The organism is Aeromonas sp. 84A, assembly GCF_051919345.1.
GTDB lineage: Bacteria > Pseudomonadota > Gammaproteobacteria > Enterobacterales > Aeromonadaceae > Aeromonas > Aeromonas veronii.
Genome location: NZ_JBQBEW010000001.1, coordinates 3,615,712 through 3,629,766, shown reverse-complemented (window position 1 = coordinate 3,629,766; position 14,055 = coordinate 3,615,712). Strand labels below are relative to the sequence as shown.

The 14,055-nt window shown below is 57.8% G+C and carries 13 protein-coding genes; 7 read left to right on the top strand and 6 right to left on the bottom strand.

The features are described from left to right. Positions 1–42: 42 nt before the first annotated feature. Positions 43–1,167 (top strand): HD-GYP domain-containing protein, encoded by a 1,125-nt coding sequence (locus ACTG20_RS16365; protein ID WP_106842517.1) that lies wholly within the window; start codon positions 43–45, stop codon positions 1,165–1,167. Between the two features lie 163 nt (positions 1,168–1,330). On the opposite strand, the gene ACTG20_RS16360 is transcribed toward ACTG20_RS16365, so the two are convergent. The 6 genes from ACTG20_RS16360 to ACTG20_RS16335 all read right to left on the bottom strand — a co-directional run bounded on the left by ACTG20_RS16360 (position 1,331) and on the right by ACTG20_RS16335 (position 5,343). Beyond that, positions 1,331–1,516, bottom strand: a complete 186-nt coding sequence (locus tag ACTG20_RS16360; protein ID WP_005338109.1) for a hypothetical protein — start codon at positions 1,514–1,516, stop codon at positions 1,331–1,333. A gap of 42 nt (positions 1,517–1,558) precedes the next feature. After that, entirely contained in the window at positions 1,559–2,140 is a 582-nt protein-coding gene (locus tag ACTG20_RS16355; protein WP_194495870.1) for a NifB/NifX family molybdenum-iron cluster-binding protein, read from the bottom strand. Continuing rightward, positions 2,137–2,451 carry a DUF134 domain-containing protein gene (locus ACTG20_RS16350; RefSeq protein ID WP_144712327.1) on the bottom strand — a complete coding sequence of 105 codons (315 nt, stop codon included), beginning with the start codon at positions 2,449–2,451 and terminating at the stop codon, positions 2,137–2,139. The genes ACTG20_RS16355 and ACTG20_RS16350 overlap by 4 nt, the downstream gene beginning before the upstream one ends. A 223-nt stretch (positions 2,452–2,674) precedes the next feature. After that, positions 2,675–3,856 carry a dicarboxylate/amino acid:cation symporter gene (locus ACTG20_RS16345; protein WP_005359180.1) on the bottom strand — a complete coding sequence of 394 codons (1,182 nt, stop codon included), beginning with the start codon at positions 3,854–3,856 and terminating at the stop codon, positions 2,675–2,677. Positions 3,857–4,048: 192 nt separating this feature from the next. Further along, positions 4,049–4,528, bottom strand: coding sequence for a hypothetical protein (locus tag ACTG20_RS16340; protein ID WP_376787909.1), 480 nt, complete (start codon positions 4,526–4,528; stop codon positions 4,049–4,051). 176 nt (positions 4,529–4,704) lie between these two features. Beyond that, positions 4,705–5,343, bottom strand: coding sequence for a TetR family transcriptional regulator (locus ACTG20_RS16335; protein WP_040065945.1), 639 nt, complete (start codon positions 5,341–5,343; stop codon positions 4,705–4,707). 140 nt (positions 5,344–5,483) lie between these two features. Here ACTG20_RS16335 and ACTG20_RS16330 point away from each other — a divergent pair, with 140 nt between their 5' ends. The 6 genes from ACTG20_RS16330 (at position 5,484) to rfbC (ending at position 14,017) form a co-directional block, all read left to right on the top strand. Beyond that, entirely contained in the window at positions 5,484–6,677 is a 1,194-nt protein-coding gene (locus ACTG20_RS16330; protein WP_194495872.1) for an efflux RND transporter periplasmic adaptor subunit, read from the top strand. Positions 6,678–6,694: 17 nt separating this feature from the next. Then, on the top strand, positions 6,695–9,844 hold the full coding sequence (locus tag ACTG20_RS16325; RefSeq protein ID WP_058059856.1) for an efflux RND transporter permease subunit: 3,150 nt from the start codon (positions 6,695–6,697) through the stop codon (positions 9,842–9,844). Positions 9,845–10,425: 581 nt separating this feature from the next. Further along, a complete protein-coding gene (gene rfbB, locus ACTG20_RS16320) occupies positions 10,426–11,532 on the top strand; it encodes a dTDP-glucose 4,6-dehydratase (protein WP_194495873.1) in 1,107 nt (368 codons plus the stop codon). Beyond that, a complete protein-coding gene (gene rfbD / locus ACTG20_RS16315; RefSeq protein WP_194495874.1) occupies positions 11,532–12,419 on the top strand; it encodes a dTDP-4-dehydrorhamnose reductase in 888 nt (295 codons plus the stop codon). Before rfbB ends, rfbD begins: the two co-directional genes overlap by 1 nt. Positions 12,420–12,532: 113 nt before the next feature. Next, positions 12,533–13,411, top strand: a complete 879-nt coding sequence (gene rfbA / locus ACTG20_RS16310) for a glucose-1-phosphate thymidylyltransferase RfbA (RefSeq protein ID WP_421298306.1) — start codon at positions 12,533–12,535, stop codon at positions 13,409–13,411. A 60-nt stretch (positions 13,412–13,471) separates the two neighbouring features. Continuing rightward, positions 13,472–14,017, top strand: coding sequence for a dTDP-4-dehydrorhamnose 3,5-epimerase (rfbC, locus tag ACTG20_RS16305; RefSeq protein ID WP_194495876.1), 546 nt, complete (start codon positions 13,472–13,474; stop codon positions 14,015–14,017). Positions 14,018–14,055 lie beyond the last annotated feature (38 nt).

The following is a 14,055-nucleotide window of genomic DNA, read 5'->3' as shown; positions in this document are numbered from 1 at the left end:
GAGTCACTATACTCCCAGTACGGGATCCCGTTGGAGAAGGCGATGGAAAGTTCATTTGGCGAAAAAATGCAGAGCGTACATGCCACGCTCAGGCAGCGCTTTGACAAGCTGAGTCGGGTAGCCATCGCGATTTACGATCCCCATACCGATCAGCTCAAGACCTTTGCCCACAGCACCGAGGGGCCCTCGCCGCTGGTGCAGTATGAGGTGAAGCTGAGCGATGTCCCCTCCCTGAGTTATCTGGCGGAGCACAAGCAGCCCCGGGTACTCGGTAATCTTGATGCCCTGCGTGGCTCTGCGTCGGAGCACAGCCGCAAGGTGCTGGAGGCGGGTTATGCCTCCAGCTATACCGAGCCGCTGCTGTTCAACAGCAAACTGTTTGGCTTTCTGTTTTGTGATGCCATGGAGCCGGGATATTTCGAGGAGCCGATCCGCAGCGAGCTGTCGGCCTATGCCCAGGCGCTCTCGGCCATCATTGCGGTGGAGTTTTTCTCCATCCAGACCCTTGGCGGCGCGCTGACCACGGCGCGGGAGTTCAGCCGCTATCGGGATGAGGAGACCGCCAACCATCTGCACCGGATGTCGGCCTACTCCCGGCTGATTGCCAAGACGCTGGCCCCGACTTGCGGGCTGAGCGATGAGGAGGTGGAGTTTATCTACCTCTTCTCCGAGCTGCACGACATCGGCAAGATCGCGGTGCCGGATGCCATTTTGCTCAAGCCGGGCAAGCTGACGCCGGAAGAGTTCGAGATCATGAAGATCCACCCCGGCAAGGGGCGGGAGATGATCAGCCTGATGATCAACGAGTTTGGTCTCGATGGCATTCATCACACTGACATGCTGACCAATATCATCGCCAGCCATCACGAACGCTTCGACGGAACCGGCTATCCGCTGGGGCTGGCGGGGGAGGCGATCCCTTTGGCGGCGCGCATCGTGACGGTGGCCGATGTGTTTGATGCCCTGACCAGCGAGCGCCCCTATAAGAAGGCATGGCCGTTCGAGACGGCGTTTGCCTATCTGGAGGAGCATGCCGGCAGCCAGTTTGATCCCGCCTGTGTCGCCGCGGCCCTGCACAACAAGGCCGAGTTTTATGCCATCTATCAGCAGTATCAGGATCCGGCCTGCACTCCGAGTGCGGCGGCCAGCGGCGCAGAGCCGGGTTGAGCGCGAGTGAAGAGGGTAAGGGGGAAAGAGGCGGTTCAAGCATGACGAGGAGTAAATAGAGAGGGGGCACCAGCAGGTGCCCCCTCTCTTTTATGCTCTTCTCGATTCCACGCGCCCTTATTTTGCCGACCTTCTATCTGCGGCTATGGCGTTTGCGGTCAGGTTACTTTTTGGGCGTCGGCTCGCTGATCTGGTAGAGGTGATCCGCGCAGGCGCTGGAGCAGCCACAGGGGCGCACCTCTTTATCTTCCCGCTTCTGAGCAAGCTGGTATTGGCGCCACCAGATGATGGTGCCCATGGCCAGGATCAGCACGAACGAGGCGAGCAGGCTCAACAACCAGATGGACATGATCTCTTCTCCTTGATGGTGATGACATGCACGGCGATGGCATCAGTGATGATGGCAGCAACCGCCCTGCTGGTTGGCGCCTTCACTGCCGTGGCAACAAGTATGGCCTTGTCGTGAGCTCTCTGCCTGATTGCCACTACTGGCGCAACAGTGATCGGAGCCACTGTTGCAACCACCATGACAATGGCTATGACTCTGGCCTGCGCCGACGGGCTGGATGGCACGGATCGCCGATTTGCTCTGATGACGGCGAGACGGACGCCCCTGACTGGCATCGGTGAGAGGTTGCAGATTAGCGGGGGCCAGCAGCGCGGGCAGCGGCAGGCGGGCAGAGCGGCACTGCAGCACCCGGATATTGACCGCCAGTAGGCGACCCAGCATCCGCTCGCCGATATTGCGCACCACCACCTGACCCACCTGATGATGGGCGAGGGCGTCGAGCAGCGCTTGCTTGCCGTGGCAGCCTTCGGCGGCGGCCGGGTTAGCCAGGGTGGCGATAACGTTCCCTTCGGGGTTAAGAATTTGCAGCTGCTCGGCACGGGTAAAGTGGCCAGCCAGCAACCCCTGACTCAGCATCAGGGCGCTGTTGCAGAGGGGGGTGGTCATGGTTGTGACAGCATTCATGTCGGCTCTTCTCCACTGGTTGGGTGGTCGGGCTCGGCGGGTTGCATCATCAATGCCTTGCCCAGACTCAGACACTCCACCACTTTATAGCGCCCTTTTTTCAGAATATTGGCCAGGGTCTGGCGGGAGACCCCCATCACCAGGGCGGCCTCCTGCTGCTGCATTCCTCGAAGGTCGACGAGGCGCAGTGCCTCGAACTCGTCAGGGGCCAGCGTGACCTGTTCCAGCTGATGCATGGGGCGGCCGTTGGGTTTGAAGCAGCTGTTGGCGGGGCGGCCACAGATCTGGCGGGCAATCTTGGGTCTTGGCATGGTGGCTCCTAATTGGCATAAGCCATTTATACGCTCATATGTGGCATATGCCAATAATTTTGTCTGATGCAGAGGGTAGCGCGAGTGCTGTTTACGGTAGCGAGGGGTAAAGGGGGAAAGAGAAAGACGTACAAAAGCAGGGAAGGTGGCAGAAACGACGCAGGCCCGAACAGAGGTTCGGGCCTGCGGTTTTGCAGAGGATGGTCGGGCTATCCCGGCGAGCTTACGCCTGTTCGGCCTCGGCCACTGGAGCTGCGCTCTCGCTACCGTTGGCGAAGCGATCCGCCCACAGGGCAATCACGCCGTCACCGGTGACGTTGCAGGCGGTGCCGAAGCTGTCCTGCGCCAGATAGAGGGCGATCATCAGGGCGATGGAGGCTTCACCGAAACCGAGCATGGAGGTGAGCAGACCCAGCGCCGACATCACGCCACCACCCGGCGCGCCTGGAGCTGCAATCATGATCACCCCCAGCATCATGATGAAGGGGAGCATGGTCTCGATGCCCGGAATGGCCAGATGCTCGGAGAGGAACATCACCGCGGTGGCACAGGTGACCAGGGTAATGGTGGAGCCACAGAGGTGAATGGTGGCACACAGCGGCACGGTGAAGTTGGCGATACCGTCGCTCACCCCGTTGTTCTTGCTCGATTGCAGGGCAACCGGAATGGTGGCGGCGCTCGACATGGTCCCCAGCGCGGTGAAGTAGGCGGGCAGCATGTTCTTGATGAGCTGGGCCGGTGAGCGGCCAAGGGCCAGACCGGTACCCACGAACAGTACGGAGAGCCAGATCCAGTGCATCAGGATCGCCATCACCAGCACCACGCCGAAGGTTTTCAGGGTGGCGAATACGGTGCCTTCTACCGTCATCTCGACAAAGACGCCGGCGATATAGAACGGCAGTAGCGGAATGATCACCTTGGCCAGCAGGCGGTCGATGATGTCACGACCCTGATCGGCGACCCGGCGCAGATCGGTGGCCTGGGTGGCGCTGATGCCAATGCCGAACACGAAGGCGGCGGCCAGTGCCGACATCACGCCAAACAGCGGCGGGATCTCCAGATTGACGTAGGAGGCGAGCTTGATAGCCGTGGCCGTGGTGGGCTCGGCGGCGGTGGTGAACTGCGGGATCAGGTGGCTCGCCACGGTAAAGGCGAACAGCCCCGCCAGAATGGTGGAGCAGTAGGAGAGGGCCACGGTTTTGCCCAGCAGCTTGCCGGAGTTTTTCGGCAGGCTGGCAATGCCGCTCATAATAAAGAACAGAATGATGAGCGGAATGGTGAAGGTGATCAGCTGACCTATCACTGTCTTGGCCGTAAACAGCACGCGCGCCACCCACTCAGGGGCGTAGAGACCGAGCAAGAGACCGGCAAGGATGCCAGCAATGAGTTTCAGGACAAGTTTCATAAGGAAATCCGGAGTTGGTTGTATTGTCTGTTTTGTTATTAAAATTTGATATTAATCACACTTTTTAACACGTAAGCCGTGTTATGTCTGCCTTTTCTGCGTTAACGCCGAGTTAAATATTGTCGAAGGTCAAGATCGCCGACTAGCTGTCGGCTTGGCGTTGAACTGGAAAATCCGTGATGAATTAGCCCATTAGGTGGCCTGATGATCGCCACGCAGCAACATGACGTACTGGCTGGCGTGTTGACTTGTGCATGATGGCGTGTTGGTCGAGGCGGTTTCCATCGGCGCAAGTTGCAGCGCTATCCCGGATGTGGTGACCAGTTGTTGTAGCTCATCGTGACTAATCTTGCCGCTTGGCGGCAGGGGGAAGCAGAGCGGAGCACCCGCTTTGAGCAGGGTCGCCAGCTGTTTCAACTGGGGAACAAGGGTGGCCACGTCGCTATCAAGCGGGCGGCTCAGCCAGATGCCATCGTAAGGGAGCACCGAGTGCATCTTCGCCAGCGGGCAGACTCGCACTGCTTGTCCGGATTGCTGCGAGGCAACTCTGGCGTCAACCAGCACAGCTTCGCAGGCGGTGACCACATACCCTTCTGCACGCAGCCAGCACAGATCCTCCCCCGTACCGCACTGACCATTGAGCAGGTGAGCACCGGGTTTGAGACATTCCACAAAGGCAGCTCGAACGTGGGCGTGCTGGTCGTTAAATGGCCGGGAAGCGGGGATGGCGTCAGAGTGTGGCACAGGGGTTACCTCAAGCAGGGGGCGCACAGGGTAACAAATCGGGGCCTGACTGCCAAAGCGGCGGTCAGGCCCCGATTTGGATGGGTGGGAGTTGCCGGAGCCGGTTAGCGGCCGCAGGCAGGCCCGTGGGGCTGGGCCAGCATGGTGAACATGCTCTCTATCAGGAAGGCGGATTCGCCCTGCAGGTCGATCCGCCCCGGAAAGTGGAGCCAGTTGATGATGTAGCCATCCAGAGTGCAGTGGAGCAGGGTGGCGGCGCGCTGCAGGTTGAGGTTGGCGGGCAGTTGGCCCCGCCGTACCGCGTTGGCCAGGGTGGTCTCCAGGTCCCGGAAGAAGTTGGCGGACTGGCTGCGGATATGCTCGCGCAATGAGATGGCTTCCCCCTCCAGCGATTCGAGATTGAACAGGATGGTGAACATCTGCCGCTGGGCCGGATTGTGAATGAAGCTGTGGAGCACCCCTTCGAAGAAGAGGCGCAGTTGTCCCAGAGGGTCCGGCTCATCTGGATTGAGGCAGGCATCGAGCTGGTGGGCGAGGGGGCTGCAGAGCTCCTGCCAGAGCGAAATGAAGAGTTCATCCTTGTTCTTGAAGTGCCAATAGATGGCCCCGCGGGTCAGGTCTGCCGCCCTGGCGATGTCGGTCAGGCTGGTCTTGGCCAGGCCCTGAGAGCAGAACAGATCCAGCGCCGTGCTCATGATGTGGCAGCGGGTTTGCTGCGCCTCTTCTTTGGTTCGTCTGGCCATCGAAATTTGTGCCTCATGCAAGCAAAAAGTCACTTACATACATTTATGAATGTATGTATATTGCCTCATCTTTCGACTATTTACCAACAGGGCCCATGCGGCCCTGATTGTTCATTGACTGGCAAAGGCTCAGGTGTTTCATGCATAAACATATTCTTGCTCGTTCAGTTGGTCTTGCCTTGCTGGCTACAGGCTTGCTGGCAGGTTGTGGTGACAAGGGGGGCGCACCTCAGGGACAGGGCGACATGCCCCCCGCGGCGGTCAACGTGGTGACCCTGCAGAGCGGTCCGCTGATGTTGACCACCGAGTTGACCGGCCGTAGCGCCCCGTTGCGGGTGGCCGAAGTGCGTCCGCAGGTGAGCGGCATCATCCTCAAGCGCCTCTTTACCGAGGGAAGCGATGTGAAGGCGGGCGAGCTGCTCTATCAGATCGACCCGGCTGTCTATCAGGCGGCAGTCGCCAGCGCCAAAGCCAATCTGGCCAAGGCCGAGGCCAACGAGCAGAGTGCCCGCCTCAAGGCGCAGCGCTATCAGGAGCTGCTCAAGGTCAAATCCATCAGCCGTCAGGACTATGACGACGCCGACGCCAGCTGGAAGCAGGCCAAGGCGGAGATCATGGCGAGCAAGGCGGCCCTGCGCACTGCCGAGATCAATCTCGGTTACACCCGCATCACCGCCCCCATCAGTGGCCGCATCGGTAAATCCGCGGTGACCGAGGGGGCGCTGGTGACTGCCCAGCAGGCTGACAGCCTGACCGCCATTCAGCAGCTCGATCCCATGTATGTGGATGTGCGTCAGTCCACCGCCGATCTGCTGCGCCTCAAGCGACTGGTCGCCGAGGGCAAGCTGACCCAGGACGAGCAGAAAGGGGCCAAGGTGACCTTCCAGCTGGAAGATGGCTCCACTTATGGCGAAGAGGGCTCGCTGCAGTTCTCCGATGTGACCGTGGATGAGACCTCCGGCATGGTGACCCTGCGGGTGATTGTGCCCAATCCTCACCAGCTGCTGCTGCCCGGCATGTTTATGCGCGCCACCCTGCAAGAGGGAGAACGGGCGCAAGGACTGCTGGTGCCGCAAACTGCCGTGACTCGCACCCCCAATGGCGGCGCCACCGTGATGGTGGTAACCGCTGACAACAAGGTGGAGCTGCGCAACGTGCAGCTGAGCCGGGTCGTCGGCAGCAACTGGGTGGTGGAGTCAGGGCTCACCTCCGGCGAGCGGGTGATCGTGGCTGGTTTGCAGAAAGTACGACCGGGCGCCGTGGTCAATCCCGCCGAGCAGGGTGCTGATGCACCGTCTGCTCAAGCTGCGTCCAACACCCCGGCCAACAAGTAGGATGGAGTAGTCGCTTCATGGCTCGATTTTTTATAGACAGACCCATTTTTGCATGGGTGATCGCGCTGGTGATCATGCTGGCGGGCAGCCTGGCCATCATCAAGTTGCCGGTCGCCCAGTATCCGAGCATTGCGCCACCCGCTGTCGGTATTTCTGCCAGCTATCCGGGCGCATCCGCCAAAACGGTGGAAGACTCGGTAACCCAGATCATCGAACAGAACATGACCGGGCTGGATCACCTGCTCTACATGTCCTCCCAGTCTGACTCCGCGGGGCGAGTGTCGGTGACCCTCACCTTCCAGCCGGGGACCGATCCCGATATCGCCCAGGTGCAGGTGCAGAACAAGCTGCAGCAAGCGATGTCGTTGCTGCCGCAAGAGGTGCAGCAGCAGGGGATCCGGGTACAGAAGACCTCCAGCAGCTTCCTGATGGTCGCAGCCTTCATCTCCAGCGATGGCTCGATGAACAACGACGATCTGGCGGATTATGTGGTCTCCAACATCAAGGAGCCCCTGAGTCGTCTGGACGGGGTAGGGGACATCACCTTGTTCGGCAGCCAGTACTCCATGCGGGTGTGGCTCGATCCCAACAAGCTCAACCGGGTGCAGATGACCCCGGGTGATGTGCAGGCAGCCATCAAGGCGCAGAACGCCCAAGTGGCGTTCGGCAAGCTGGGTGGCACACCATCGGTGGAAGATCAGCAGTTCACCGCCACCATCATGGGGCAGACCCGTCTCTCTACCGTGGAGCAGTTCAACGACATCCTGCTGCGGGTGAATCAGGATGGCTCCAAGGTGCGGCTGAAAGATGTGGCCCGGGTCGAGCTGGCTGGCGAGAGCTATGACGCCGATGCGCTCTACAACGGTCAGTCTACCGCCGCGGTCGCTATCAAGCTGGCGACCGGCGCCAACGCGCTGGATACCGCCGAGAAGGTGCGTGCCAAGCTCAATGAGCTGTCGGATTACTTCCCGGCCAACATGGAGATCGTCTACCCCTACGACACCACGCCGTTTGTGAAGATCTCCATCGAAGAGGTGGTGCAGACCCTGATCGAGGCGATCTTCCTGGTGTTCTGCGTCATGTATCTGTTCCTGCAGAACTTCCGCGCCACCCTGATCCCGACCATTGCGGTGCCTGTGGTGCTGCTCGGTACCTTCGGGGTGATGGCGGCGTTCGGCTTCTCCATCAACACCCTCACCATGTTCGGTATGGTGCTGGCCATCGGCCTGCTGGTGGATGACGCCATCGTGGTGGTGGAGAACGTGGAGCGGCTGATGAGTGAGGAGGATCTCTCCCCGCTGGAAGCGACCCGCAAGTCGATGACCCAGATCACCGGTGCGTTGGTGGGGATCGCGTTGGTGCTCTCCGCCGTGTTTGTGCCGATGGCCTTTTTCGGCGGCTCGACCGGCGCCATCTATCGCCAGTTCTCGCTGACCATCGTCTCGGCCATGGTGCTGTCGGTGCTGGTGGCGTTGATCCTGACGCCGGCCCTTTGTGCCACCCTGCTCAAGCCGATGAAACATGGCGAGTTTGGTGCCAAGCGCGGCTTCTTTGGCTGGTTCAACCGCGCCTTTGATGCCGGTACCAACCGCTATCAAAGCGGTGTGCGCAAGGTGATCAAGCAGGGTGTGCGCTACAGCCTGATCTACGGCGCCATGCTGGCGGTACTGGCAGTGCTCTTTATGCGGATGCCCACCTCCTTCCTGCCGGAAGAGGATCAGGGGGTCATCATGTCCATGGTGCAACTGCCGGTGGGGGCGACCAAGCAGCGCACCGAGGTGGTGCTGGCAGACATGCGCGACTACTTCCTGAAAAACGAGAAGGATAACGTTGACTCCGTACTGACCGTATCCGGCTTCAGCTTCGCCGGTAGTGGCCAGAACGCGGGTATGGCCTTTATCAAGCTCAAGGACTGGAGCGAGCGCAAGAGCCCGGATCGCAGTGCCAATGCCATCATCGGCCGCGCCATGGGCTATCTGTTCAGCATCAAGGAGGCGCAAGTGTTCGCCTTTAACCTGCCTCCGATCCCGGAGTTGGGTACGGCGACCGGTTTTGACTTCTTCCTGCAGGATCGCGGCGGTATTGGTCACGACAAGCTGATGGCGGCGCGTAACCAGCTGCTCGGCATGGCGGCGCAGGATCCCACTCTGGTGCGGGTACGCCCGAACGGGATGGAAGATACGCCGCAGCTCGATATCAAGATCGACTACGAGAAGGCACTGGCGCAGGGGCTATCCATCGCGGATATCAACAACACCCTGGCTACCGCTTGGGGCTCGTCCTACGTCAATGATTTCGTTGACCGTGGCCGGATCAAGAAGGTCTACATGCAGGCGGATGCCCCTTTCCGGATGAACCCGGAAGATCTGAAACTCTGGTATGTGCGCAACAGTGCCGGTCAGATGGTGCCCTTCTCCGCCTTTGCCAGCACCGAGTGGAGCTTCGGCTCGCCTCGTCTGGAGCGTTATAACGGCGTGCCGGCGATGGAGATCGTCGGTGAAGCGGCGCCTGGCAAGAGTACCGGTGATGCGATGGCGGCGATTGAGCAGATGGTGAAACAGCTGCCGGAAGGGGTGGGCATCGAGTGGACCGGGCTCTCCTTCCAGGAGCGGCAGGCCGGTTCACAGGCACCTGCGCTCTACGCCATCTCCTTGCTGGTGGTGTTCCTCTGTCTTGCAGCCCTCTACGAGAGCTGGAGCATTCCGTTCTCGGTGATGCTGGTAGTACCGCTCGGGGTTCTGGGGGCCATTGTGGCTGCCACCCTGCGCGGGTTGGAGAACGACGTCTACTTCCAGGTGGGCCTGCTCACCACCATAGGCTTGTCGGCGAAAAACGCGATCCTGATCGTGGAATTTGCCAAAGAGCTCTATGACAAGGGGATGGGCTTGGGTGAAGCGGTGGTGGAGGCGGCACGCCTGCGTCTGCGCCCGATCCTGATGACCTCGCTTGCCTTTATCCTCGGGGTGCTGCCGCTGGTGATCAGCTCCGGCGCCGGTGCCAGCAGCCGTAACGCCATCGGTACCGGCGTGATGGGGGGGATGATCAGCGCCACCGTGCTGGCCATCTTCTTCGTGCCGCTCTTCTTTGTATTGGTGATGCGCTACTTCACTAGCCACAAGAGTAAAGAGGCGCGCATGGCTGCAGCAGTTGAGTCAAAAGGTGACTGATGGCATGCAGGTTTAGCTAATTTGAACAGAGTTCAATAAATCGCCAGCCAGCTTTGGTCTGGCTGACAATCAAACAGGGCAACCCCATGGGTTGCCCTGTTTTTTGTGAAAAATGTAAGCAAAAATTGCGTGGTTGTAATTGAAAATGCGAGATACGAGTAGGCGTTTCGCGCTCTTGAGGTTGTGATGAGCCTCAAGTTGCACCCATCACGAATTACTTTCAACTGTTCATCCTTGGGAAAAACGGGATAGAATTCCCTATAAAATCGGGCTGGTGCAGTGTGCCACCTCGCGGCGTGCCCGTGAGAGCGGGTTGCGATCAACGTTGCCAAGACATAACGATGCTGGAGGCATGATGACCAAAGGCGTGAGCAATATGGTAAAAAGCAGCAAACTGGGGGCTGTAACCTAGGGGCGGTAGCCATGATGTTTACCTGTCATCAATGTAACTTTTGCTTTGTCTAAAATGTCAGCCCTCGGATATTGAGTGAATTTTAGAGATTGTTTCAGCTCTTCAGCGTTTTACTCCATTTCAGTCTGCACCTATCACATATCAGCTCTTTGCAAGAGATAACCTATCTATGAAAATTCTCGTTACCGGTGGCGCTGGTTTTATCGGCTCTGCTGTGGTGCGCCATATCATCCGTGATACCCAAGATTCCGTTATCAATCTCGATAAACTCACCTATGCCGGCAATCTGGAATCCCTGGCCGATGTATCGTCAAGCGAGCGTTATGTGTTTGAGCTGGTGGATATCTGCAATCGCGCCGAGCTGGATCGGGTGTTTGCCCTGCACCAGCCGGATGCAGTGATGCATCTGGCCGCCGAGAGTCATGTTGATCGCTCCATCACAGGCCCGGCTGACTTTATCGAGACCAATATCGTCGGCACCTATATGTTGCTGGAAGCGGCTCGCGCTTACTGGAACGGTCTGGACGAGGTACGCAAGGCGGCTTTCCGCTTCCACCATATCTCCACTGACGAGGTATATGGTGATCTGCCCCATCCGGATGAAGTAGCCGTCGGTGAACCATTGCCGCTCTTTACCGAGACCACCCCCTACGCCCCCAGCAGCCCCTATTCCGCCTCCAAGGCCTCCAGCGACCATCTGGTGCGCGCCTGGCGCCGTACTTACGGCCTGCCAACCATCGTCACCAACTGCTCCAATAACTACGGCCCGTACCACTTCCCCGAGAAATTGATCTCGCTGGTGATCCTCAATGCGCTGGATGACAAGCCGTTACCTGTCTATGGCAAGGGCGACCAGATCCGTGACTGGCTCTATGTGGAGGACCACGCGCGCGCGCTCTACAAGGTGGTGACCACGGGCTTGGTGGGGGAGACCTACAATATCGGCGGTCATAACGAGAAGCAGAATCTGGAGGTGGTACACACCATCTGTGATTTGCTGGACGAGATGGTGCCGAAAGTGGGCTCTTATCGCGATCAAATCACCTATGTGGCGGATCGCCCCGGTCACGATCGCCGCTATGCCATCGATGCGACCAAGATGAGCAGTGAGCTTGCTTGGCAACCGCAAGAGACCTTTGAATCCGGTATTCGCAAAACCGTGCAGTGGTATCTGGATAACCAGCAGTGGGTCAACAACGTCAAGAGCGGTGCCTACCAGTCCTGGATTGAGCAACACTATTCCGCGATTGAACAGAAAGATGGGGAGCGTGCCTGATGCATATTTTGCTGTTTGGCAAAAACGGCCAGGTCGGCTGGGAGCTGCAGCGCGCACTGGCACCGCTCGGGCGTATCACCGCCGTTGATTTTGACTCCACCGACTATTGCGGCGATTTCAGCAACCCGGCAGGGGTGGCCGAAACGGTACGTCTGGTAAAACCGGATGTGATTGTCAACGCCGCGGCCCATACCGCAGTCGACAAGGCCGAAAGCGAGCGGGAGTTTGCCGAGCTGCTCAATGCCACTAGCGTGGCGGCGATTGCCAAAGAAGCGGAAGCATTGGGGGCTTGGTTGGTGCATTACTCCACCGACTATGTGTTTGATGGCAGCGGCGAGCAACCCTGGGGGGAAACCGATGCAACTGCACCGCTCAACGTCTACGGCGAAACCAAGCTGGCAGGGGAACAAGGCGCCGCCCTCTGCACTCGTCACCTGATCTTCCGCACCAGCTGGGTCTACGCTGCCCGTGGCGCCAACTTTGCCAAGACCATGCTGCGTTTTGGCAAAGAGCGTTGCGAGATGTCGGTTATCAATGACCAGTTCGGCGCTCCGACCGGTGCCGAGTTACTGGCCGATTGCACCGCCCATGCGATCCGTGTGGCGCAGAGCAAGCCCGAGGTCGCCGGACTGTATCACTTGATTGCCTCTGGAATCACTACCTGGTTTGACTACGCCCAGCTGGTGTTTGCCAAAGCCAGAGAGGCCGGGGTTGAACTGGCGGTCACGCAACTTAATGCGGTGCCGACCAGTGCCTTCCCGACTCCGGCCAAACGCCCCCATAACTCCCGTCTTGATACCGGCAAATTCCAGCGCACCTTTAATCTAGTGCTACCGGATTGGACGGTTGGTGTAGAGCGGATGTTGACCGAGATCCTCGGCAAGTAAATCACTGGTCAGGGATGTGTTGAGCGTATCCTTGGCTGGCAAGGGATAAAACAGAAAGGTGTGGCTTCAAGCAACCCTTTTCTTTTGCATTTTTAAAATAAGAAACAAGCATCATGGCCAAACGTAAAGGCATTATTCTGGCTGGTGGCTCAGGCACCAGCCTCTATCCAGTCACCATGGCGGTAAGCAAGCAGTTGCTGCCCATTTATGACAAGCCGATGATCTACTACCCGCTCAGCACCCTGATGCTAGCCGGTATTCGAGATATTTTGATCATTAGCACGCCGCAAGATACTCCTCGCTTTAAGCAATTGCTGGGTGATGGCAGCCAGTGGGGCTTGAGTTTGCAGTACAAGGTACAACCAAGTCCGGACGGGTTGGCACAAGCCTTTATTCTGGGTGAAGAGTTTATCGGGTCAGACCCCTGTGCACTGGTGTTGGGCGACAACATTTTCTACGGCCACGACCTGCAGAAACAGTTGGAGGCGGCAGCGGTCAAAGAGAGTGGCGCCACTGTCTTTACCTACCACGTGCACGACCCCGAGCGCTATGGAGTGGTGGAATTTGATAAAAAAGGAACCGCGATCTCTCTGGAAGAGAAGCCGTTGGAGCCCAAGAGCAACTATGCGGTCACCGGCCTCTATTTCTACGACAACAGCGTGGTGGATATCGCCAAGAGCCTGAAGCCGTCGCCCCGTGGTGAGCTGGAAATTACGGATGTGAACCGCATCTACCTGGAACAAGGCAATCTGTCGGTGGCCATGATGGGTCGTGGTTATGCTTGGCTGGATACCGGTACCCATGAAAGCATGATAGATGCGAGCAACTTTATTCAGACCATCGAGACGCGTCAGGGGTTGAAAGTCGCTTGTCCTGAAGAGATCGCCTATCGCAAGAAATTCATTACTGCCGACCAGGTCCGTGTTCTTGCTGCACCGTTGGCAAAGAATGCGTATGGCCAATATTTGCTAAGAATGGTTGCCAAAGCCTGATGTGATTGGGGGGAGGGAAGTTGCTCCCCCATAAAAATTGAATCAAATGTGGATAGACAGATGAATGTAATCAAGACTGCGATTCCTGATGTGCTTATTTTTGAGCCCAAAGTATTTGGTGATGAGCGTGGTTTTTTCTTTGAGAGTTTCAACCACAAGCTGTTTGAAGAGGCGGTAGGATATCCGGTTAAATTTGTGCAGGATAATCATTCCAAATCGTCGAAAGGGGTATTGCGTGGCTTGCATTATCAATTGCCTCCCCATGCTCAGGGAAAGCTGGTGCGATGTGTAGTGGGAGAGGTATTTGATGTGGTAGTGGATATTCGTGAAAGTTCGCCAACCTTTGGAAAATGGGACGGTGTTCATCTATCAGCTGAGAATAAGCGGCAATTGTGGATCCCGAAAGGGTTTGCCCATGGCTTTATAACTAAAACAGAAACAGCAGAAGTTTTATATAAAGCAACGAATTATTATAGATCTGACTTTGAACACACAATATGTTGGAATGATCAGCAACTAGGAATAGAGTGGGAGTGTGATATGCTCCCTATATTATCTCTTAAAGATAAAAATGCGAAGCCATTTATGGTAGCTAAACATTTCTAAAAATAACATTAACACATTAAATATATTATGGTGTATCT